Here is a 21,521-nt window from a genome sequence, read left to right on the forward strand (position 1 = left end):
ATTTAAATTTAGAGCATTATCCGAGAAAGGGATTAATCAACAGATGAATGAAATGAATAAAAAACATGTTTTCCAAGGTATTTATGTCGTTGTTATTTTTTACAGCCTATTTTCTATTGTGATTATTGGTACAATAGCCTCCCAAGACCCTGTATCTGCACAAACCTTATCTAATTTAATAAAATTAGGTGCACTAATTATCGGATTTGAACTGTTCGAGCAATTTTTGCTTTCAATCGTAAAGGTCGGTAAAGCTTTACAAATTTTCCTCTACTTTAAAGAATTAGTGACATGTTTATTTTTCTCAATGATTTCTTTGCTATTTGCATCGACTTTAATGATACATTTTTATGGTGATAGTTTGTTAACAGTGAGGATGTTTAATACATTAATATTTGGAACTTACCTTACTTCTCTAACTTTTTATAGTATTTACTTGCATATTGATATTCCTAAACATTTAGATAAATTGCAAATGTATCTAAGTAAAACTGCTTCAGAATCAAATATCTCTATTAAAGATAAACTTAGTAAAAAGGTCTTTCTTAACTTAATTGATTTGTTCGCTATTTTTACGACAATATTTTTATTATCACATTCTACTGCAACAGGACTACTGACTAAATCAGAAATTTCATCACAAGATTTTTTTGAAAGCAGTGAATTTAGTCAGTTATTTATTGTGATGGCCGTATACGTTTTAGCTGCTCACTACAAGTTACCATTGAAGTCTAACGATTAAAAAATGAGTTTAAAAGAAAATACCAAGTAACAAAGGAGCGTCACTTATTTCAGGTGGCGTTTTTTTATGTCAATTTGATTAGGTAGGCAGAATAGTAAATGTTAAAATCTAACTATAAATATAGGTCGAAGGAGTGTTTTTGGTGGAAATGAACGATGGTCCTCGTTCCATTAATCAAGAGATACAAGTAATTCTTTTGAAAAAAAGAATCTCGAAAGAGCTTTTGACAGAACAATTCTAAAAATGCATTCATAATAAAAACAAGTGATGAAAGATTTAAGGAACCTTAAAAAAATTCTTGTCTGTACATGGCTTGGCTAAGGACTTAAATGTTGTAGTCTATGAATTAAAAAAAGTTGGAACTGATAAAGTCATAAAAACTGATTCAAAAGTTTAGGCAGAGTGGGGTAATGATGAATATAAGCGATTTATCTTCAATGAGTTGGCTATTAATAATTAACTTCTTCCTATATGCCGGATTATTGTTTAAGTATTGTTTTCTAGATGATCGATTTGAAGAAAGGGATTGATGAATTGTATTTTATCAATGATCGTCCCAAATACAAATTTGGAACCTTCCTGGAATACTACGGACCCAAAGGAGACGATATTCAGTATCGGGCCAATATTTACTTGGCTGCCGTTCCAGAAATTTTTGAATTGTTAAGAGAAGCGGATGTAAGCAGCGGCGATAATGCCCCTTTGGTCACTTTAATGAAATATAGCGATACCGAAGATGAGTTAATACCAGCGAATCCGGGCCTCAACGGTTCAGCCACTGAATTACTGAATATTGGCATGAGCTTATTCAATGGCCGTCAATGTTCCCTAGATTTCTCCCCTTCCAATGAATATGGCTTTGCAATTATGCAAGCGATGAAAATAAGATATAATTTGAATTGGGTAGAAATGCGCTAAATGGAATTCGGAATGAAAAACAAACCCGTTTTAACGGGCTAATTTTTCAGGATTTTTCAAGTTGCGATAATGTAGAGTTATCGTAAGTTGGGAAAAGATAACGAACAATTGTTCAATAGAAAATGGAGGGATCGTTTTTGGAAGCAAATGGAAAAGTTATTTTCAAACAAGCCTTTGAAAACCGGAAACGGCAACTGGATCGCGAGAAACAATTTGCGGAAATCAAAAATTACATTCCGGAAAAGTACAACAGCGAAATTCGTTCTTTCCAGCAGCATTGCCGAAAAACGGAACAGGAAGAAAATCTGGCCAGTTACATCGATTTTCTCCATTTGTCGATTTTGGTCGAACGCGTCAAAAAAAGCACATGGGAAAAACGGGTGGTGGCCATCCGGAAATATTTGGCCGTCACGCGAAAGGTTACCTTCGATGAAACGTGCAAAGAGCAGCTAAGCTTTATGCGGAAAATGTTTCAGACCGATGAAAATGCGGATCTCATTAAATTAGAAGGAAAATCCAACGTCAACAAAGATCACTTGGTGGAGTCCCTTCACCTGTTGTCAGCCCGCCCGAAAGCCATCTGCCTGGTGAACCTGTATTCCGGAAACCGGCCGAATGAAATGGTGCGGTTGAAAATTAAGGATTTTGATTTGGAAGGGTTTACCTTAAGCGTCTACTTGAAGAAACAGAAAAAGTGGCATTACAAACGATTGAACTTGGAGACGGTCAAAGCTGTCCGGGAATACATTCACTTGTACAAGCTGAAGCAGGAGGATTATTTTGTTGGACGCACGCACAAAAGCGGGAAATACAAGAGTGAACAGATCAGCGAAACGGCCTATCGCAATCAACTGAAAAAATGGACTGGACTTTCTCCGTATAACTTCCGGAAAACATTGGTGGCCCATATGCATAGCAAGGGGGCTGACCTCTCCACCATCGCCAAGCAGACGGGACATGCCTCGACGCAAGTTTTGGAAAAGCATTATTTGACCGTTTCCGACACAAGCGTGGATAAATACTTATAGAAAGTAACTTTTAAGCTACACGGTTCTCTTTCTTAAAGAGCTAGCCTAAAATTCAATATATTGATAGGAAAAAGCAAGAAATGCATGTTTTAATGCATTTCTTGCTTTTTTAAATTGGGGCGATTGACGGGAACAATTTTACTTCATCTAATAGAGAAATGAAAAAGTTTTTTGAATTTTAAAAAAATTATGGTATTTTTTGGTTATATATGTTATATAATGTAAAGTGATTACAAAATAAGGAGGAATTGAAAATGTTCAAAGTTCTCAAATTAGTTGCCGCTTTATCTATTTTGATGTCTCTATTCGTTTTTTCCCCTTCTCAAGCAAGTGCCGATCCGTTGCTTTCAGCTCTAGTTAAACAGCAAGCCCAAAGTTATTGCGGGATCAGTGCCAGAACTATTTCAGTTGAAAACGAAAAAAACTTGACCGAAGAAACAAGCAATAAGAATATTTCTGAAAATGAAAATAGCATTGATTCTTCAGAACTAGATGCTGTTGCAGGTACGGCGTTTGGAACTAAGTATGCAACCAGTAAATCAGGTTCTAAGATAATTTTACCCGATGGAAAGGGAGCTGCTTCCGGTCACGGATACTGTCACATATTTAAACGACATATGTTGCTAGCAAATAATGAACTTGGTCACGAAGTTAATGGGATAGATCAATTTCAATATGCAGAGTATCCAGATGCCACTTTAGACATTGCAATGGAAGTAATGAATGAACAAAATTATTTGGGTTATTCAGGAAACTACCGTTATAAACAAGGACCTTCTGATTTAGCTGGTCAAACCGTTAGAATTATCCTAGCAAAAGGAAACAGCTCGTTTTCCAACTTTAGGTATCTTAATTATGATTGGGTAATAGTAACAATGTACCCGCAATGATTCCGTTAGAATGTACGTTCCAACTTGAATCTAGTATAAGGAGCGGTTAATGTGTCAGGACAGATTGTACAAAAAGCTATACAAATTTTAGAAGGATTAGAACAGGGGCATTTTGAAACTGCCAAAGATTGGTCCCCTTCTACAAAGGACGACTTTTATCTTTATTTTAGTGATTCGGACTACGAGACGAGAAAGATGGCTCTTCTTGTATTTGCTGCTGCTGTAGGAAATACGAGAAGAGGCGTAGCCCGAGTAATGCATTCAGATAACGTGATAATTGAAAGCAAAACATCCGTTTATAATGATAAATCAAGCTATGCCTATTCTTTTGAAAATTATCTAAATGCTTTCTTAATGAATAAAGAAAGTATTGAAACAGAATTTCCTTTACTTTATAAAGTCATTCTTGCGGAACTAAAGCTTTGGCATGATAAAGAATCTTTTTATACAAGATTCGCTGATGTAGATAAAACTTTACTTGATAAGGTGGTAGAATTAATAAAAGACACTCACGTTCATAATTCTGATCTTAATCTTGATCCAGCATTAGCAGAAGTCCAATGGCCGCCTTCAAAATGATTAGATAATAAAGAATAGAGACATCGTTATCATGTTATTGATTTTAAGATTTTTAAAGACAGTAAATTGATCCACTGGATCATTTTGCTGTCTTTTGTCTATCACAAATTGTCGGATTTTACCGAAGTTGAATTTAACTTTTAATCTTTTCTTCCATTCTGTTCATAAGCCAATTAATAACTCAAGAAACCCATATATGCTTCGTTTATTAAATTACGAATTGTGGAATTGTGGGAACTCAATCCAGTCTCTTCCTTTATAGAGTCACTATATAATAGAAGAAACTCGTTTTTTTTTCTTTCTTTTTGTCACAATATGTCGAAATTCTGTGTATTAAATTACCCTACTCTACGCGTTTCTTTTATTGACAACATGGGGAATTTGAGAATTCCAATATCATAAATCAGCATTGCTTTGTTTCAGATCAATCTTGTTGTGGAATTGTAGAATTTCTCCTTTATTCAAAGTGTTTTAAAAAACGCCTATACAATAGAAGAAACTCGTTTTAATGTGGCTATTTCTAATGCTGTTTTGAATATAATCATGTTAGCTTAATCGAATTCAAGTTGTCTTGATGATCCAAGGACTAATACTTGAAAGCTACTTTACAAATTAAATGTATTGGCTTTTTCAAACAGAAGAATGTTTTTAGAAAATAGAGGCTTTGTCGAATTACGACACTATATTCACTCGAATTGTCGAATCACTTTTGCTGCAGCGGAAATTCAGGGAGTAGGATTTTCGAAGAAAATGGAATTTTTCTATTTGCTTAAAAATAGCAGTATGAATATATAAGGAGAACGTGTGTATGGTATAATTAAGAGGTAACGTAAGCGGAAAATCATAGGCGGTTGCATGTCTCACCTTCTAAAGTAGCTCACAGCTATAAAAGAAAGGAGGGAGATGCAAATGACAGTATTTCAAGCACTGACATTGGTGATTAACTTTTCGGGGCTGATTGTTTCAATTATCGTGTTGTCATATACTTTTTCACAAAAAAAGTAAACCGCCTGTGCCTCCCAGCATAGAGAGCGGTTTACTTCTGACCTGATATGCGATCGCCTTTGAAGCGATGCTTTCATGTTACAGGCCGATGGGTGTTAGCGCACCTGTCGGCTTTTCTTTTGCTTTATCTACCTTTATTCTAACGATTTATTTGCATAGATGCAACTATATGATAATTTATAGCACTTGTTCCCGTTTTTAAAAGAATTAATAGAATTAAATATCAAATTTACGGATTATGTCTGCCATTCCCAAAATATGATGGCTCAATCTCCCCATCTTGGCTATACGAATAGCCGTAATCATTTTCCGGTTCATCCGCAAAATAAACGACAGCAGTATATCGCTGCAACCCTGTTTGCTTCCAAGGATCAAATCTAACATCAACTTCTAAAATTTCCTCTTCCAAATATCCCCTATCCAAATACAAATACTGCTCCATATCATTTTCCATTTGTTCTAATTTTGCGGCTTTCGGTGTCAGGTAAAAATAATTTACTAATCCAATTACTACTATGACTAATGCTACGGTGCTCATAATTACCGTTTTGTTCATTAATTGCGCCCCCATTTCTAAAACACTTTCTTTTGAGTTATTTTGCCTATTTGAGAAACGTTTACAAGTTCTAAAGTTGCGAAACAAGATTTATTTAAGAATCAGGTCAAACCGGTATATTACAATTAAATTGTAATACTGAAACAGTTGCAAGGTGCTGCTACGATCTAATATTCGATAGAAGGAATTTACCATGATGAACCTAGACGATATTGAAAAAATTGGATAAATTTGGTTGTAAAAGGATTTATCTTGGTTACACTATTAATATCGAATACATGGACAATATACGTGTGAGAATAAAGGAACTGTGACCTTTTAGCATCATATTTAATGAGAAAGAGCCTAGCGGTTCGATGTTGTTGCGTACAAAAAAGTATCTGCAATTCAGCGAACGTTCGTAAAGTCATTTGATACGTTTACGAACGTTCTTTTTGGTCATATTTTGCCCTTTTTGAAGTGTACGGAAAAGTGTACTTTTACGAACGCTTCTCCGGAACAATGTTTTAAATGTTTCTTCAATGTTAAAGAAATGTAAATTTCTTGGAACTACGCTGACTTCCGGGAAATTCTGTGTTATCTTAATAACAAATATCAATATCGACTCTCAATATTGAAAACCATTATTAGAGTCAGTATGAGAAAGGAGAAATCAAATGGAGGACAAGGTGCTTCGGAAACTCTTTTTGGGATTCATTCATATCCACATTTTGCACCATGCCAAAGAGATGCCAATTTACGGTGCTTGGATGTTGGAAGAACTTCGGGAACATGGTTACAGCATCGGACCAGGAACGCTCTATCCGGTTCTTCATACCATGGAATCCGATGGCTTGTTGACGAGGGAAGACCGGAACGTGGAGGGCAAAATCCGGAAGTACTACAGTATCACGGAAAAAGGAGAACACATTTTGGTTGAAGCCCAAAAGAAAGCCTATGAACTGTTCAAGGAAATTAAAGACTGAATCGAAGGAGAGAACAATGAATCAAAAAAAATCGACTGTCAGCTTCAAATCATTACTGGAAATCCTGATTGTTTCCACTCGTTTAGGACTAACTTCTTTTGGAGGGCCGATTGCACACTTAGGCTATTTTCACGAAGAATACGTACGCCGGAAAAAATGGGTGGATGAGAAAAGTTACGCGGATCTAGTCGCGCTTGCTCAATTTCTACCCGGACCTGCAAGCAGCCAGGTAGGAATTGGAATTGGAGCGATGCGCGCAGGCCTACTGGGAGGGATTTTAAGTTTCATCGGTTTTACCCTTCCATCGGTTATCGCGTTGATTCTATTTGCGCTGCTACTGCAAAATTTTGATGTATCGGATGCCGGCTGGTTAAAAGGGTTGAAAATTGTTGCTGTAGCAGTAGTGGCTCATGCCATTTTGGGCATGGCAAAAAATTTGGCACCGGACTTGAAACGGAAAGCGATTGTCTTGTTTGCGTTGATTGGGACTCTTTTCTGGCAGACGGCTTTTACGCAAGTAGGTGTCATTCTGATTGCAGCTTTGGTTGGTTATATCCTGTATAAAAATACCGCTGAAAAAACAGAGGGACAGATTCAATTCCCAATTACGAAAAAGGCAGGCACTGCTTGCTTGGTATTGTTTTTCGGGTTCCTGATTCTTCTGCCAATTCTCCGGGAAGTTAGCGGTTCGTATTGGGTAGCGATGTTTGATAGCTTCTATCGGGCTGGCTCCTTGGTTTTTGGCGGGGGACATGTCGTCTTGCCCCTTTTACAGCAGGAATTTGTCCCAACGGGCTGGCTGAGTGAAGAAGCCTTTCTGGCTGGATACGGGGCGACTCAAGCAGTACCGGGTCCACTGTTTACTTTTGCAGCTTATCTGGGAACGGTCATGAACGGCTGGACAGGCGGCTTGTTCGCTACTTTCGCTATCTTTTTGCCGGCGTTCTTATTGATCGTGGGTGCATTGCCTTTCTGGGATGCGTTGCGTACAAACCGGAAAGTAAAAGGTGCAATCATGGGGGTCAATGCGGCAGTTCTGGGAATTTTAATTTCTGCATTCTACACGCCAATCTGGACGAGTTCCATTATCGAGGCGAAAGATTTCGCTTTGGCAGCGGTCTTATTCAGCATGCTGGCTTATTGGAAACTGCCGCCATGGCTGGTGGTTGTCACAGGAGCAATCGGCGGTTCTTTGATCGCATTGTTCTAAGCGACACGCAGAAGACAGATAAGTGATAGATTAAAAAGACGTTCTCTAGGATACTCGAGCTTATTTTCAAGCTTACTCCAGAAAGAGGACGTTTTTTATTTTCTATAATTAATTTCCTAGTTTACATATCAATGAGTTATCGGAAGTTCGTAAATAACAAATACTTTTATTATAGGAGTTTAAAATATCAATAAGAGGATGGATAGCTTGAACAAGCCTTCCATCCTCTATTTTTCTTAAAAAATTTACAATGCATTCTCTATATTATCCTACATTTTAATCCCGCGAATCTTGCAGTTCCAGTTTCAATAGGTTTTAGAGCATTGACTGGGTACAAGCACTGGTTGTTCAAAGCACATCTTCTTTCGTTTCCATCATTTATTTTTTCTCTTTGGTTAATGCGAATGCTATTCTGTTCACGCCATCTTCCAAAATTGGACGGGGGCAGGCAACATTTAAACGGAGGTATCCCAATCCGGCTTCTCCGTATTTACTGCCAGGTTCCAAAGCAACTTTTCCGTGCGTAAGCAGAAGATCCATTACTTCTTTCTCCGATAAATGCAAAGACCGATAATTGATCCATAACAAATAAGTCGCTTGAGGTTTTGTGACTTCAATTCCAGGAACTTGACGCTTTAATTCTTTAATGGCGTAATCCATGTTTCCGGAAATTACTGACAGCATTTGTTCGAGCCAGGATTCACTTTCGTTATATGCTGCAATTAATGCAGTTGAAGCAAAAGAGTTCAGCATGCCAGAACCATGAGCTAATGCATGTTTTTCCAGTTTTAAGCGTTTTTCTTTGTCGGTTGCCACAACGGCAGCAACTTGGATGCCTGCCAGGTTAAATGTTTTGGTAGGGGCGAGGCAAGTGAAGATCCGATTGCTTTCTTCTCCAGCAATTTTAGCTAAAGGGGTATACCGTTCGGGACCAACAATTAAATCTCCATGAATTTCATCTGAAATAATGAGGACATCGTATTTGCTGCAAAGTTTGATGACTTTCTGCAATTCTTCAATCGACCAGACTCTGCCTCCGGGGTTATGCGGATTACAAAGAATGAAAAGAGAGGATTCTTTTAATTTCTCCTCAAAGTCTGTGAAATCGATGGTATAGTGACCGTCTTGTTCGACAAGATTCGAATACAGCACTTTCCTGTCCTGATTTTGGGCTAATTGAAAAAATGGAGGATAGACAGGTGGCGTGACTAATATTTTGTCGTCTTTCTCTGTATAAGTCTCGATGATTGAGGCGATAGCCGGAATGATGCCGTGATGGAACAGTAGCCATTCAGGGTTGATTTGCCAATCATTTCGTTTAGCTTGCCAGTTGATGACGGCTTCCCGGCACTCATCGCACATAAGAGAATAACCAAAAATAGAGTGATCGAGTCTTTTTTGTAAAGCCATTAGAACTTGTGAAGGAGCAGGAAAATCCATATCAGCGATCCACATAGGCAAAACATCAGAAGTCTCATCTAAATTATAAATTTCGCCCATTGCATCCCATTTGACGGATCGGCTATTTTTACGGTCATATATTTCTTCAAATGAATTCATTTTATCTTTCCTCTTTAAAATTCAATTTTACTCATTTAATCCGAGTTTACTGCCAGCTTTATTTCTTCCCAGCGCATTGATAATAATAACCCCAGCAAGAGCAACGCTTCCACCTGTAATTGAAAGAGTTTCAGGCCATTCTTTTAACCAAACCCATGCAACAGCTATAGCAATGGCGGGTTCCAAGTACATCATACTCGCTACCGCACTGGCATTTCCGGAAGAAAGGGCCTTTGCCCAAGTTACATAAGCAATACAAGCTGGAAAGACACCCACGTATATAGCGGATAGATGCGCTTCATCAGTAGATTGTTGGAGCGTATCCAACAGGCCAGGCGAGAATATGAAAAAGGGAAGCGTTCCTGCCCATGTAAAATAGGCGGTAAGTTCAATCGGGTTATATCTTTTAAGCAATGGCTTTTGAAATACAAAGAAAATAGAAGTTGCTATGGCGGCGCCTAATACAAATAATGCTCCGTTGGCTAAAGAAAAGGAAGATCCACTGGAACCGACAGCGATTAAAACTATGCCGACAAAGCCCACTCCCAAGCCAACCCATCCTAATACGGTTAATCGTTCTTTTAATACAAGCATCGCAATAACCGCTGTGAAAATCGGCGCTGCACCAATAAGCATGCCGGCAGTTCCAGCAGGGATAGTTTGTATGCCAAAAGTTACGCCTATGTGGTATACACTGATCCCAACCCAGCCCAAAATTATAATTTTCAACAAGTCATTTTTAGTGGGTTTTTTAAACTGTTTTCTGTTGAGAAGAGCATAAATTAAAAATAGTAAAGATGCGATAAGATAACGGACCAATACTAAATGGCCGGCTTCATATCCTCCTTCTAAACTGGAACCGATTGCTGCGAAAGTGGAACCCCAAATAAGAATAGTGACAAAAGCCATAAAAAAGTTTTCTGGTTCACTTTATCCTCCTTAAATTATGAAGTACGTCAATACCGATAATGCAACAGAAACGATGGTCATTGCAGCTAAAGGAAGCATAGCACGTTCCCGTAAATCCCGTAAACTTACGTTCAGTCCCAAACCTACCATAGCAGCAGTTAACAGCCAAGTCGTTAAAACAGAAACAAACTCCATGAAGTAGTTTGGTATGGAAATGACGGGACCCAGTACATAGCTGCCAAGAATACTCATTGCAATAAATCCAAGAAGAAACCAGGGAAATTCAATCTTACTGTTTGTTTCTTCCGAGCCCTTATTTTTTCGCTTCATGAGAACAATGAAAATGAAGCAAACTGGTACAAGAAGAAAGACGCGACCCAACTTTGCGAGCAAAGCCATAGCCAATCCGTCTTCTCCGGCTGGAGCGCCGGCCAACGCTACATGAGCTACCTCGTGCAAGCTCGTTCCTGTCCATATGCCATATTCGATATCGCCGATTGGCAAGAATGGCCGAAGGATGATGTAGGAGATGGCGAAAACTGTTCCCATCAACGCAATAATGCCAACCCCGATAGCTGTATCTTCATCTTTCGCTTTAATTATGGGAGCTACGGCGGCAATTGCGGCGGCTCCACATATACCTGTTCCTACACCCAGCAATAAGGATATATTTTTATCCGCCTTAAAGAGTTTAGCGAGCAAGATTGTTCCGACGATAGCGAACACAATGACTCCTGCGTCTCTTACCAATAAGCCGATGCCATCGCTCAGCACAATATCGATGTTAAGCTTCAGCCCATATAAAATAATCGCGGTCCTCAGCAAATGCTTAGAGGAGAAAGTTATTCCAGTGCGTATATTGGAAGGGTATCCGAAAGCTTGCCGATAGAAGACAGCTATGATAATGGCGCATGCCATTTGACCGATGTAATCAAAACCAGGAATTTTCGCAAGTAAGTAACCTGAAAGAGCTATAAGAAATGTGAAAAACACACCGCTTATCCAAGCTTTCATATTTGATGAGTTGGGAAATTTAGAATTAATTGATGACATAAGTTCACCTCTGCAGTCATTATAAGAAGGATTATGATATAAGTAAAATAAATAATTAAGTGTATAATAATAAGTAAAACTTATTGTAGAAAATGTTTTCGGGGGGATAACTATGAATCAAGTGCTTGAAGTGTTTGTTAAAGTCGTGGAAGAGCAAAATTTTTCTAAGGCTGCAAAGCAACTGCATATGACGCAACCAGCTGTCAGTCAGCATATCCGTTCGCTCGAAACTGAAATGGGGGTTCAACTTCTGGAGAGAACGAACAAATATGTGCGAATGAATAAAGCAGGAGAAATCGTCTACCATCATGCGAAAGAAATTACAGAACTTTACGAGAAGATGCAGCACCTGGTGGAAGATTTGAGCAGTCAGGCCGCTGGAAAGCTCTCGATCGGCGCCAGCTATACATTTGGAGAATATATTCTTCCAGGCATTATCGCTAAATTAAAGGACAGCTATCCAAATATTAAAGCTGCGGTCACAATCGCCAATACGGCTGTTATTGCTGAATTGGTCGCGAATCATCAATTGGATATCGGCGTTGTAGAAGGACGGTTTAAAGAAAAGTCAGAACTTAAAACAGAAATATTCGCAGAAGATCAAATGGTGATCTTTGCATCTCTAAACAACCCCTTGACGCAAAGCAAGAAGGCAATCACTATCGATCAACTTGCAGCACAACCATGGATCTTAAGAGAAGATGGCTCCGGGACAAGAGAGGCAGCTGAAAATGTTTTTCAGCAGTACAACTTTCACCCTGAAAATATCATGGAATTCAGCAGCAACCAGTCCATTAAAACAATGGTTGAAGCAGGGGACGGCATTAGTCTTTTATCAGAGTGGGCCATTCAAAAAGAATTGCATTCTGGTGATTTGAAGGTGCTGGATGTCAAAGGAATGCCGCATTTAAGAGAATTCGCTATTGTTACCAATTCGCCGTTTCAAACGAAAGCACTTGCTATATTTATAGATTTGTTAAGGAGCAACAGAAAGTTGAAGAAAACTCATGATGTAAGAAAGAGAAAGAAGTAGAAGGTGTGTAGAAGAGGAATTCTCCATTGATGAATGTTTTTCGAGTTTACATATGAGGGCTTATCGGAAGCTGCATAAAGGGAGAGAAGTGGCTGATTCCAGCACATCTTCATTCCCTTTCTATTTAAAAAAGTATGTTTTTATGAACCGCCAGATTGGACTGCGGGTGTGTAATTCTTTCAAGTGCGGTTTCCTTTTAGAAGGCGGTTACAGGAACTATTCGTTTTGTGGGGATTTCTTTAGCTTGTTAATCAAAGCATCAATGGCGAATCCGTAAAGTAATGCCAGGAGAAAATGGAGAAGCAGGAAAAAGAAGAGCGAGTTCATACTCTCCGGCAATAAGGAGCATGTAAATCATATTAAGAAAAAACTATTTCTTGGACTATGGTTATAGTTTTATTCTTTCCTTTGACTGGAAACTTTATTTCTAACTTAATATTTTAGCGAATGATACCTGAGTTAATAGATTAAACGCAAAACGCTGAACTTCGATGCCGAAGTTCAGCGTTTTAGTTGTATTTATTTGCATTTAATAGAAAGAAAATATAGTTATGAGTAGGATGTATTCTGCTACAATTTAGAAGTTCGAACTAAATAATGAATTTTGAAAAAGGCAAGGTGAATTAGGTGGGAATAAAGAGAGAAGATAAGATTTCAATGAAAATATTTGGAAAGAAGCATTTAGAGTTTCTGATGGAATACTTTTTGAAAATAGATGAACAAATAGATGGGGAACGTAAAACCCTGGAGTTTAAAGTCTATTTTAAAGATGGTTCTTCTGTTGATAGTGATAAGCCAGATGTCATCGATGATAATAAGCTTGTTGAAAAAATTGATTTCAACTTTGCTAGTTACCTCGATAGAATCTACGTCGATGTAAAGGTAAGAGAAACAGGAGGTTACTTTTCAGTGAAAGGTGAAAGCAAGGATTGGGTTGATGCAAAGTTTACTCAATTAAAAGAGATAATCAATTCTGTGCCAAATCAAAATAAATGGCTTGGTAATTTCACTTCTCAACTTCTAATAGGTTATGTAACTCCATTTCCACTGGCGTTAGTTATCGGCAAATATGTCTTAGTGCCAGCGACTTCTAATTCAATAGCGACTTTATTCATCACGCTAGGTCTTTCAATTGCAATGGCTTCAATATTGATACGCATTCTTGGAAAAATGTATACAGAAATTGAGTTTGATACAACTGATACTCATTTAAATCCAAATAAAAAAAGAAAACGTGCAATAAAATACATTGTGGGTACTTTCCTCTTTCCGATAGTACTAGGTTTCTATTTTGAATTTTTTTAAACTTTTAATCATAATGAGTGCGTGGTAACCCGTAATCGCCCTTTTTTCTTCCGATTTTTTGACACGCTCTGTTACTGCCGGCTGTGAAAGGCAACTAGGAGTTGTTAATCGATTTTATCCATAATAAGCTCCCTATGAATTATTTGTTATTTTCATGAATCTATCGGAAGTGACATAAAATCAGTTTTATAGGAAGAAATGGATACAAAAGTATATAGGAAAACCCAGCAAATTAGAATTGCTGGGTTTTCTCAATTTATCAATGTAGTTAGCATTCAAGTCCTTATTAACTAAAGGTTTGAATAAGCCATATACGATGCTATAGCGGTATCATCTTTTGTATACCTGCAAATTAATTTGAGAGATATCAATCAATTCTTTCTACTTTTACTGCTTCCAAAGTGAGGATGGAAGGTTGGGCATGCAGTTTCTTCGTATCCCACCAGACATTCACTTGATCGCCTTTTTCAATTCCATCGAATTGCTTTCCATCGCCAGTAAACCAAGTCACATTATCCGGATTTTCGGTTTCTATTATCTCTTCAGCGGTCGCTTCTAAAGCACGTTCCAAAGTGATCCCTTTGACGACTAAGATTTTTTCATGACTTCCTTCTTTTTCTTTCTTTACTACATACCCTTGAAACGGATCCGAGTTGGAAGATTCCTTGAAATTGGTCTCACTTTCATTTTCTTCCACTTGTATCGCACTTAAAATTTCTTCCACAGCCTCTAGTGTGATGCTCTCTTGATGGGCGTTGACCCAGAAAGAGTAATTTGCCGTCTCAAAGTAACCCCCATAATTCATCCCGTCCGTCATTAAAAAGAGGGTCCGGTCTTCCTGCTGTACCGTCTGGACAATGTCATACGCCGCACTTATGTGATTCATCAAATAGTTTTTGCCTGATGCGTCATATAATTGTTCGACGATGATGCCTGTAGGACTAAGGGGGGAGGAATAATGGTTCCGGATTGACGAACTTGTTTCTCCTTTAGCTGCCAAGACGAGCGGCGCAGACTCTTCGCGCAGAAATTCCGTCCTTTTGTGAAAATCTGCAGGAATATAATTTCTCTGCTCGATTTGCGATAGTTCCACCGTTTCCATCGCCGTATTTGGCATTTCCGTTAGTTCCACCGGAGCTAACGGTTTATCCAATTCGATTAAATCAGCGATTTCCATCAACAAGTTTTTTTCCGCACCATAGACCGTGAAATACCGTTCTTTGGTGAAGATATGCAGCTCCTTTTGATCTTCCGAGTAGAAGGCGGGATGGCCTTTGATGTCCAGTGTCTGTTGATCTTCTGCAATAAGTACATGGGCATTTAATTCTTCTAAGATTCGCTCCTCGGTCTCGACACTTTCAATGAGTTCAATAGTATAGCTGTTCATCGGATAGGTGACATGGGTTCGGTAACCATTGTGCAATGTATTCGCGGTTACTGCCGGCTTCGATTCAACAGCGGGAAGCAACTCCCGGAGATTTAAAGGAATGCTCAAGTTGGCTTTGAATGCATCCGTCAGCTCCAGCAGGGTATTGATCGGAAGATCGGATTCGAGCGATACCTCAGTTTCTTCCGAATCATTAGGGGAAGCAATCACCGTTGGCTCGTTTTCGGCTCGTTTTTCTAGTGAAGCTTCTTCAGAAGGGGACCCCATAGTTAAATAGAGGCCTAATCCTAGGAAAGCAACTAAGAAGACAGTTGTCAGGGAGCGGGGAATCCAGACATTTCCTCTTTCGGTATTTTTCACTCTTCGCAAGACTTCCTGCTTGCGCTGTGGCGAAAATCTTTTATTTTTGTAGATTGTGCTGTCCATTTTCTTCCGCAAATCCTGCAAGTCATCTTTCATCAAGATCACTTCCTTTCAAGGTGCTATTAAGCAGTTCGCGCCCTCTTTTTAAGCGGGTTTTGATGGTGTTTTCATTCGTCCGGATTAATTCACTGATTTCTTGAATCGAGAGTTCTTCATAATAAAAGAGAAGAATAACTTCCCGGTATTTGATGGGCAGTGAAAAGATTCCATCGAACAATAGAGCGTACTCCTGATTTTGGATGGAGACACCTTCAGGAGACGCCTCGTGGGAGTGAGCATCCTGAAAAAAGCGATTCGTCACAAAGACTTTCTTAAACCAGGAGCTGCGGAGAACATCTTTCGACCGGTTAATCGTCACGCGATAAATCCATGCTTTATAGGTGTCGATAGAAGAAGTTTTATCGTAATTTTTATAACAGGTTAAGAAAACATCCTGCACCACTTCCTGCGCTTTGCCCCAATCCTTCACATAGCCATGGGCCAGTTTGGTTAATCGATCTCCGTATTCGTCCATGAGTTCGATTAACCAGCGTTCTTTGTCCGATTCTTCCTGTAATTCCTCCTGCAGATGCGCCAACATAGTATCCTCCCAACTTTCCTGAAAACCTAAATTTCCTATCTGCCCCTAAAACGACTCCTAAGCCAGTCAAGTTTCATCATTTCCATTTTTCTTCTAATTTTTCATTTTAAAGCAATTACGTTCAAATTAGAGAACGCTCAACCCATAGTTTTCGATGTGTAATGAAAGAAATCTAAAAAAGTGCAAGGGCGTGACCCAATAAATGTAGTTTTACGAGTGGTATTCTTGGAAACTTTGGTTAATCTGAATCGTTATTTAACTATATCTGAGTTTTCTATCTTTAAAAACAGAATCACTAAGGGGAGATGGATTTTTTACTCTAATAGAATGGAGGCGTAATGATGTGGTTCGTATTCGGACTGAATGCAATAACAGCCACTTTTCTAAACCTTTATCAGTATGGAACAGGCAAGAATTATAAACTAACGATGGCAATGGGTTTATTATTTACAGCTTCCACAGTTGCAGCAGATTATAATATGGTGTCCAATCGGGTGAAGGCGGAAGATTGGTCTGCTTCAACGGATGTAGTACCTTCCACAGCAACGGCATTATTGACGATCCTATCGATTTTATTAAATAGCGTCTATACTTTTAGAATTAAAAAGTAGATGCTGATTAGCGTTCACCTGCTTTTCGCTTCTAAATGTCTGCTTTTATGCACGAGTAAAAGTGATAATGATTCTGAACTTAAAAATTTCATTCAATTTAATGTAAAATAATTCAAGCAATTCCTCCCTCTTCTTACTTTACCGTAACTAATAAAAGAAGCAGCCGTCTAATTAAGTAGGAAGGGGTGAGAAAAGATGAAAAAAGCCTATTCAGTAGCGCTTGTGTTTTCTCTGTTTTTAACAGGGTGTCAAGCTGAGAACAGGACAAAGACAGAATCTGAAGTAGCTGAAAGTACGGATGTCTCATCAGAAGAAAAAACAGACGAAAATTTGGTGGCATTCGAAGGGTTTGTCGTTGAAAAGAAAATAGAAAGTGGAAGAGAAATGGCGTTAGTAGTGAATGGAATTTCAGAAAAAGAAGCGAAGAATTTAAGCTTTTATGAAGTGACAGGGGAAGTCCATCATGACAACATCCTCTGGTTTACAAGTGACAAAAATCTATTCAGTGAAATAGAGGCGGGAGAAAAAGTAGAGGTGATATGGGATACCAGTATTCCACATGCAGAACCTTCTATTATTACAGTAGAGGCAGTAAAAGTAGAGAAAATAGATTAAACGCATTGAGGCGGCAAGTTCAATGCCCGATTATAGAGAACATGTCTAAAGAAATGTAAGGAACCAAACACTTGGAAAGTGGCCGCTATTTCATAAGGAGGAGTCTGTGTGAGAATGGATCTATTAACGAAAATTCTACTAGGATTATTCGTTCTTTTTTTAACAGCCTGCCAGACAAGCGGCACCCCAAGCAATTTAAAAGAAGCGGAAGTTCAAGAATTGCCAACTGCAAAAGGAGAAGTTCAAATTAAAACTGAAAAAGATACCTATTCTTCGGATGCCGAGCGAATTATGCTTCTTATTACCAATAATTCCGATGAAGGGCTATCGGGCGCTTTCTTTGAATTGGAGAAAGCAATTGACGGAACCTGGTATGAGTTTCCGTTGAAAGATTCAGGACCGATTGATGCGATTGGTGGATACCAATCACCACATGCCACCAGTCAACTCACCCTTTCAACGGAGGAGCTGCAGTATGAGCTGTCTCCTGGATCCTATCGGGCCACTTTTTTAGGAATGGCGTCCGAATTTACCGTAACCGAATAGCTATCGGCCAGTGCTGCTCATTCATCCAATTTCTATTCGGCCGCCGTCCAGATTTGTTCTATCGAAATTGTGAGAACGGGACGGCGAAGAGCTGACCTATTTAACCGAAAGGGTGAGAAGATGAAAAAGGGGAAAAGGATAATCGGCTCTTTGCTTGCTTTCATCGCAATTCTATTCTGCTTTTATTTGTTGACGGTGGCTCCAGCTCAAGAGCGTCCTTCCTCAAATGAAGAGTTCTCTGTAGAAATGGAGCAAAGAGAATATCCAGCCACCGCCAAGGAATTAACGATACTGATCCAAGCAAAGGCGGAGGGGGCTACAGGTGGGGATTACTTATTCTTGGAAAAGAAACGGTTTGGAACATGGTGCAGGTTTCCACTAAAAGAGGAAGCAGCGAACGCCAGCCTAACGACTTTTTCAATTCATGAAGCCTCTCCGAAGACGTTGCCGGTGGATCTATTGAAAAACGAATTGACACCCGGGGAGTACCGCGCTGTTTATGGCTCGGTCGCAGCACCCTTCAGTGTAGTTGAATGAAAAGCGAATGGTTCTCCTGGCCAAAACTAGATTCTCAAAAAGGACTCGCATCACTTTTTCTATTATTGAATCTACGCAGAGATCACGTATACCTTAAGAATGAACTTATTGTGAGTAACAACGCGAAGTGCGGCTTAGACAGACAAATGTTTTAGAAAAGAGCGATTCAAAATGGAAATCTATATAGCGGCATTTTGTAGCATTGTGGCTACACTTATCTTTTACTTACTCATCGAAAAAAGGTGGCCAAACGGGAGAAATTCCTTTTATATTTTTGCCTGGCAACTCTCCTTTTTATTCTAAGCATGTCTTCTCCTTACTGACGGCTCTAAAGGGTTATGAAAGAGACTTTAGTAAAACAAGTCACATTCCGATTCCCCATTTCTTTGAAAGTCTTCATTGAAAGGCTTACTCGATAAGGTTTGGAGTCCGAGTTTTATCAGGTTTTAGGAATATATACGAGGAATTAACGTAAGAGAATCAGCTGTTATGCTTTTTCTCTTTTTTGTTGTGTAAGTGGTACTTTTAAGAATGGGCTATCAATATTTTAGTTTAAGATTTAACTTCATCAATATACCTTGCACAACGATGTAATGAGTGATATTCTCTTTTTAAGAGGTGAAAATGATGGATAAAGATCTAATGCGCGGAAGCATCGACATATTGCTTCTTTCCTTAATTGTAAAAAAAGACACTTATGGGTATGAAATCGTTAAAGATTTAAAAGAGACAAGCCAAGAGTTATACAACATGAGTGAAGGAACGCTATATCCGGCGTTAAAAAGACTCGAGAAAAAGAGTTGGATTGAATCTTATTGGGGAGAGTCGGATGCAGGCGGCAGAAGAAAGTATTATAAGATTACGCAAACTGGGAAAGCAGAATTGGAAGTGAAGGTAAAGGAATGGAGTCGGGTGAACGAGTTGATCAAAAGCAATTTGGAGGGGATAACATGGCAAAAAGGTTGGAAGCTCACGTAAGCGTCATTGTAAGCGGTTTGGAATGCAGTGATACCGAAAAAGCCGAAATTGCTGAGGAAATGTTGGATCATTTAATGATGCTGAAAGAGGAATTTCAAAAGAAAGGATATTCCGAACATGAAGCGATAAATCAGGCGCTCTTGGTTTTCGGAGAAGACAAGAAAATAAGCAGCGCCATGCAGGAGGCCATGTTCCCTTATTTGAAATTCGTGAAATGGGGAGGATCATTAAGTTGTTTCTTGCTCGCATTCCTTTTACTGAAAGAAGGATTTATCTTGCTGGAAAGTATGAAAAACATAGACGGCGCAGGTATAGGGGTATACTTTCTACTATTTGAGGTTAATGATCATGTCCTGAATAAAGATATTCTATCCTATGCGATTGGATTCTTTGTGGCTAGTGGAATGATATCCTTGTCTCCTTTCTTCCTCTTCCAAAGAAGAGTAATAAAGTACGTTCATTCTGTGTGGCAACAGTAAACGAGCTTACGCTACAATAATTGCATCTTAGCGAATTCAGGATTATGCAGATGGAAGAAACTTAACCATAGGTTTCTCCTTTTTTATTCAAAGACGAGTACTCTTATAAATTTTTATACTGCCAAAATTATCTAACCATTCACTTTTGCAATAAGTATATTAAAGATGCGATCTTAAAATCCCTTCATCACAGAATAAAAGTAAAATAATGATTAATATTTTGATGAGAATCTTGGGATAAAGACAAAGTTGTAAATGTAACTTATTGTGAATTAAGTTACATCTAAAATGAGAAGAGGTGAGGATTTGAGTAACAACGAAGGTTATACTGCTTTTCAACCAATAGGCATGACTACCTCCACGTGGACTTGCTAAAAAAGCAAGTGACAGCAACTATTTCTTATCAGTATGAAGTGAAAATGACGGTCATTACCGATTTCATTACGGATCAGATGTATAAAGAGGGCGATCTTAGTGAGATATTGGCTGTTCTTCCTAGTGAAAACGAAGAGTCTTATTTCGAACAAATTTACGATTGGTCAAAAATATTCGTAGAGAACGAAATAACCGATCCTAAAAAATACTTCGAACAATTCAAATTCTGCCAAATCACTAGATCTTCCTGATTTATGAAATGTCTATTTTTGTATCTAAGTATCTACAACTGGCTTTAACAAAGTCGACTACAAAGAGAATGGAGAATTGAATTGAAAACAAAAGGAATTGTTGGATTAATTCTAATAACGCTACTGATCAGTGGCTGTTTTTTTTATAAATGGCAACAGCAAGCAAATATACTGGAAGAGAAGTTATATGAGCTTACGGACGATGTCATTTTCGGACTGCATTATTTCACGGAATCAGATTTAAATTTTTCGGAGGATGCAATTCTTATGCATTCTCGGTTAATGAATGCGGCATATGCTGTTGAATATACCCGTAAAATGCACGATGCCGATGCTGACACGCCACTTGAATCTACTGAAGCGGATTATCTTTTTGTGTTTCATGACCTCCTTAAATCAAAGTACTTGCCGGTAGCTGAGTCAATAAAATATGCAGAGGGTGAAACTTCAGCGGCAGACAAAGAAAAAATTAGAGAGCTGTCCACCAATTTAAAAGAGGCAGGTTTTCTACAAGATCCAATAAGTATGATTGGTTGGAGTGAATATATCCAGGCTGTTGAAGAATTTTTGAGGCTTGAAGGGCGAATTACTGACGATGATGCACTTGTCATGTGATTCTTGACGTGGTTAAATCATTTTTTCTGTTGGGATGTGAATGTAACTTAATGGTAATTTAGTTACATTCAGTTTCAGTAATAAGGGGATTCAACGGCTCTTATGCTAAACTGCTTTTTTGTATTTTCGATACTTAAAAATAAGCGAAATTAACATGACTAGGGTGACGGTTATAGGTAAATAAAATTTGACGAATGGACCGCCCTCATACATATAAACGACAACATATAAAAACCCTAAGGCCAGTACACCTGTCCAAAGTGATCGAATGAATTTCTCTCTATCTGATAGATTCCAGTAAAAAAATTTCATGTTCATTGCCTCCTCGAAACTTTATAAGCCTTCTATTATTAATATACTGTTTTATTTCC

At 38.5% G+C, this 21,521-nt stretch carries 23 protein-coding genes; 17 read left to right on the plus strand and 6 right to left on the minus strand.

The window, feature by feature from the left end:
* The first annotated feature begins 43 nt into the window (after positions 1-43).
* The 6 genes from NFU07_RS13105 (at position 44) to NFU07_RS13130 (ending at position 5,162) form a co-directional block, all read left to right on the plus strand.
* Positions 44-742: a hypothetical protein gene (locus NFU07_RS13105; RefSeq protein ID WP_251478840.1), complete on the plus strand. Its 699-nt coding sequence runs from the start codon at positions 44-46 to the stop codon at positions 740-742.
* Positions 743-1,246: 504 nt separating this feature from the next.
* On the plus strand, positions 1,247-1,660 hold the full coding sequence (locus tag NFU07_RS13110) for a hypothetical protein (protein ID WP_251478842.1): 414 nt from the start codon (positions 1,247-1,249) through the stop codon (positions 1,658-1,660).
* Between the two features lie 137 nt (positions 1,661-1,797).
* On the plus strand, positions 1,798-2,688 hold the full coding sequence (locus NFU07_RS13115; RefSeq protein WP_251478844.1) for a tyrosine-type recombinase/integrase: 891 nt from the start codon (positions 1,798-1,800) through the stop codon (positions 2,686-2,688).
* A gap of 254 nt (positions 2,689-2,942) precedes the next feature.
* On the plus strand, positions 2,943-3,578 hold the full coding sequence (locus NFU07_RS13120; protein WP_251478845.1) for a hypothetical protein: 636 nt from the start codon (positions 2,943-2,945) through the stop codon (positions 3,576-3,578).
* Positions 3,579-3,629: 51 nt separating this feature from the next.
* Positions 3,630-4,157 (plus strand): hypothetical protein, encoded by a 528-nt coding sequence (locus NFU07_RS13125; RefSeq protein ID WP_251478847.1) that lies wholly within the window; start codon positions 3,630-3,632, stop codon positions 4,155-4,157.
* A gap of 909 nt (positions 4,158-5,066) precedes the next feature.
* Entirely contained in the window at positions 5,067-5,162 is a 96-nt protein-coding gene (locus NFU07_RS13130) for a putative holin-like toxin (RefSeq protein WP_251478849.1), read from the plus strand.
* A gap of 229 nt (positions 5,163-5,391) precedes the next feature.
* Here the strand turns inward: NFU07_RS13130 and NFU07_RS13135 are convergent, their stop codons facing one another.
* Complete coding sequence (locus tag NFU07_RS13135) at positions 5,392-5,718, minus strand: DUF3139 domain-containing protein (protein WP_251478851.1); 327 nt, start codon at positions 5,716-5,718, stop codon at positions 5,392-5,394.
* A 656-nt stretch (positions 5,719-6,374) separates the two neighbouring features.
* Between NFU07_RS13135 and NFU07_RS13140 the strand changes: the two genes are divergently transcribed.
* Together NFU07_RS13140 and chrA are read left to right on the plus strand one after the other, a co-directional pair.
* Positions 6,375-6,683, plus strand: coding sequence for a PadR family transcriptional regulator (locus tag NFU07_RS13140; protein ID WP_210018584.1), 309 nt, complete (start codon positions 6,375-6,377; stop codon positions 6,681-6,683).
* Between the two features lie 16 nt (positions 6,684-6,699).
* The gene (gene chrA / locus NFU07_RS13145) at positions 6,700-7,893 is read left to right on the plus strand and encodes a chromate efflux transporter (RefSeq protein WP_210018583.1); all 1,194 of its coding nucleotides are present in this window, start codon (positions 6,700-6,702) and stop codon (positions 7,891-7,893) included.
* A 378-nt stretch (positions 7,894-8,271) separates the two neighbouring features.
* On the opposite strand, the gene NFU07_RS13150 is transcribed toward chrA, so the two are convergent.
* From NFU07_RS13150 to NFU07_RS13160, 3 genes are read right to left on the minus strand one after another with little or no spacing between them, the layout of a single operon-like run.
* The gene (locus NFU07_RS13150; RefSeq protein WP_101802577.1) at positions 8,272-9,453 is read right to left on the minus strand and encodes a MalY/PatB family protein; all 1,182 of its coding nucleotides are present in this window, start codon (positions 9,451-9,453) and stop codon (positions 8,272-8,274) included.
* 27 nt (positions 9,454-9,480) lie between these two features.
* Complete coding sequence (locus NFU07_RS13155) at positions 9,481-10,362, minus strand: DMT family transporter (protein WP_210016795.1); 882 nt, start codon at positions 10,360-10,362, stop codon at positions 9,481-9,483.
* A gap of 30 nt (positions 10,363-10,392) precedes the next feature.
* On the minus strand, positions 10,393-11,415 hold the full coding sequence (locus NFU07_RS13160) for a YeiH family protein (protein ID WP_203333875.1): 1,023 nt from the start codon (positions 11,413-11,415) through the stop codon (positions 10,393-10,395).
* A gap of 112 nt (positions 11,416-11,527) precedes the next feature.
* Here NFU07_RS13160 and NFU07_RS13165 point away from each other — a divergent pair, with 112 nt between their 5' ends.
* Both NFU07_RS13165 and NFU07_RS13170 read left to right on the plus strand, forming a co-directional pair.
* Positions 11,528-12,448 carry a LysR family transcriptional regulator gene (locus tag NFU07_RS13165; RefSeq protein ID WP_251478853.1) on the plus strand — a complete coding sequence of 307 codons (921 nt, stop codon included), beginning with the start codon at positions 11,528-11,530 and terminating at the stop codon, positions 12,446-12,448.
* Positions 12,449-13,105: 657 nt separating this feature from the next.
* Entirely contained in the window at positions 13,106-13,753 is a 648-nt protein-coding gene (locus NFU07_RS13170; RefSeq protein ID WP_251478854.1) for a hypothetical protein, read from the plus strand.
* A 367-nt stretch (positions 13,754-14,120) separates the two neighbouring features.
* Here the strand turns inward: NFU07_RS13170 and NFU07_RS13175 are convergent, their stop codons facing one another.
* Positions 14,121-15,599 (minus strand): DUF3221 domain-containing protein, encoded by a 1,479-nt coding sequence (locus tag NFU07_RS13175; RefSeq protein WP_251478856.1) that lies wholly within the window; start codon positions 15,597-15,599, stop codon positions 14,121-14,123.
* Positions 15,589-16,143, minus strand: coding sequence for a sigma-70 family RNA polymerase sigma factor (locus tag NFU07_RS13180; protein ID WP_397443733.1), 555 nt, complete (start codon positions 16,141-16,143; stop codon positions 15,589-15,591). Before NFU07_RS13180 ends, NFU07_RS13175 begins: the two co-directional genes overlap by 11 nt.
* Before the next feature lie 341 nt (positions 16,144-16,484).
* On the opposite strand from NFU07_RS13180, the gene NFU07_RS13185 reads away from it, so the two are divergent.
* From NFU07_RS13185 to NFU07_RS13215, 7 genes are all read left to right on the plus strand, one after another.
* A complete protein-coding gene (locus NFU07_RS13185; RefSeq protein WP_309296779.1) occupies positions 16,485-16,754 on the plus strand; it encodes a hypothetical protein in 270 nt (89 codons plus the stop codon).
* A 195-nt stretch (positions 16,755-16,949) separates the two neighbouring features.
* Positions 16,950-17,369, plus strand: coding sequence for a DUF3221 domain-containing protein (locus NFU07_RS13190; protein WP_251478859.1), 420 nt, complete (start codon positions 16,950-16,952; stop codon positions 17,367-17,369).
* A 114-nt stretch (positions 17,370-17,483) separates the two neighbouring features.
* Entirely contained in the window at positions 17,484-17,915 is a 432-nt protein-coding gene (locus NFU07_RS13195) for an immunoglobulin-like domain-containing protein (RefSeq protein ID WP_309296783.1), read from the plus strand.
* A 120-nt stretch (positions 17,916-18,035) separates the two neighbouring features.
* Positions 18,036-18,452, plus strand: coding sequence for an immunoglobulin-like domain-containing protein (locus NFU07_RS13200; RefSeq protein ID WP_251478862.1), 417 nt, complete (start codon positions 18,036-18,038; stop codon positions 18,450-18,452).
* 627 nt (positions 18,453-19,079) lie between these two features.
* Positions 19,080-19,430, plus strand: a complete 351-nt coding sequence (locus NFU07_RS13205; RefSeq protein ID WP_251478864.1) for a PadR family transcriptional regulator — start codon at positions 19,080-19,082, stop codon at positions 19,428-19,430.
* Positions 19,403-19,909 (plus strand): permease prefix domain 1-containing protein, encoded by a 507-nt coding sequence (locus NFU07_RS13210; RefSeq protein ID WP_251478866.1) that lies wholly within the window; start codon positions 19,403-19,405, stop codon positions 19,907-19,909. The genes NFU07_RS13205 and NFU07_RS13210 overlap by 28 nt, the downstream gene beginning before the upstream one ends.
* A 707-nt stretch (positions 19,910-20,616) precedes the next feature.
* Entirely contained in the window at positions 20,617-21,150 is a 534-nt protein-coding gene (locus tag NFU07_RS13215) for a hypothetical protein (RefSeq protein WP_251478868.1), read from the plus strand.
* The last annotated feature ends 371 nt before the right edge of the window (positions 21,151-21,521 follow it).

It is taken from the genome of Planococcus sp. NCCP-2050 (assembly GCF_023708025.1).
Classification (GTDB): domain Bacteria; phylum Bacillota; class Bacilli; order Bacillales_A; family Planococcaceae; genus Planococcus.

Bases quoted from the DNA above. Each gene is read 5' to 3' on its own strand.
- NFU07_RS13105 (WP_251478840.1), top strand. From the start codon at position 44: ATGAATGAAATGAATAAAAAACATGTTTTCCAAGGTATTTATGTCGTT.
- NFU07_RS13110 (WP_251478842.1), top strand. From the start codon at position 1,247: ATGATCGATTTGAAGAAAGGGATTGATGAATTGTATTTTATCAATGAT.
- NFU07_RS13120 (WP_251478845.1), top strand. From the start codon at position 2,943: ATGTTCAAAGTTCTCAAATTAGTTGCCGCTTTATCTATTTTGATGTCT.
- NFU07_RS13130 (WP_251478849.1), top strand. From the start codon at position 5,067: ATGACAGTATTTCAAGCACTGACATTGGTGATTAACTTTTCGGGGCTG.
- NFU07_RS13135 (WP_251478851.1), bottom strand. From the start codon at position 5,718: ATGAACAAAACGGTAATTATGAGCACCGTAGCATTAGTCATAGTAGTA.
- NFU07_RS13140 (WP_210018584.1), top strand. From the start codon at position 6,375: ATGGAGGACAAGGTGCTTCGGAAACTCTTTTTGGGATTCATTCATATC.
- chrA (WP_210018583.1), top strand. From the start codon at position 6,700: ATGAATCAAAAAAAATCGACTGTCAGCTTCAAATCATTACTGGAAATC.
- NFU07_RS13150 (WP_101802577.1), bottom strand. From the start codon at position 9,453: ATGAATTCATTTGAAGAAATATATGACCGTAAAAATAGCCGATCCGTC.
- NFU07_RS13155 (WP_210016795.1), bottom strand. From the start codon at position 10,362: ATGGCTTTTGTCACTATTCTTATTTGGGGTTCCACTTTCGCAGCAATC.
- NFU07_RS13160 (WP_203333875.1), bottom strand. From the start codon at position 11,415: ATGTCATCAATTAATTCTAAATTTCCCAACTCATCAAATATGAAAGCT.
- NFU07_RS13165 (WP_251478853.1), top strand. From the start codon at position 11,528: ATGAATCAAGTGCTTGAAGTGTTTGTTAAAGTCGTGGAAGAGCAAAAT.
- NFU07_RS13170 (WP_251478854.1), top strand. From the start codon at position 13,106: ATGAAAATATTTGGAAAGAAGCATTTAGAGTTTCTGATGGAATACTTT.
- NFU07_RS13175 (WP_251478856.1), bottom strand. From the start codon at position 15,599: ATGAAAGATGACTTGCAGGATTTGCGGAAGAAAATGGACAGCACAATC.
- NFU07_RS13180 (WP_397443733.1), bottom strand. From the start codon at position 16,143: ATGTTGGCGCATCTGCAGGAGGAATTACAGGAAGAATCGGACAAAGAA.
- NFU07_RS13185 (WP_309296779.1), top strand. From the start codon at position 16,485: ATGTGGTTCGTATTCGGACTGAATGCAATAACAGCCACTTTTCTAAAC.
- NFU07_RS13190 (WP_251478859.1), top strand. From the start codon at position 16,950: ATGAAAAAAGCCTATTCAGTAGCGCTTGTGTTTTCTCTGTTTTTAACA.
- NFU07_RS13195 (WP_309296783.1), top strand. From the start codon at position 17,484: ATGGATCTATTAACGAAAATTCTACTAGGATTATTCGTTCTTTTTTTA.
- NFU07_RS13200 (WP_251478862.1), top strand. From the start codon at position 18,036: ATGAAAAAGGGGAAAAGGATAATCGGCTCTTTGCTTGCTTTCATCGCA.
- NFU07_RS13205 (WP_251478864.1), top strand. From the start codon at position 19,080: ATGGATAAAGATCTAATGCGCGGAAGCATCGACATATTGCTTCTTTCC.
- NFU07_RS13210 (WP_251478866.1), top strand. From the start codon at position 19,403: ATGGCAAAAAGGTTGGAAGCTCACGTAAGCGTCATTGTAAGCGGTTTG.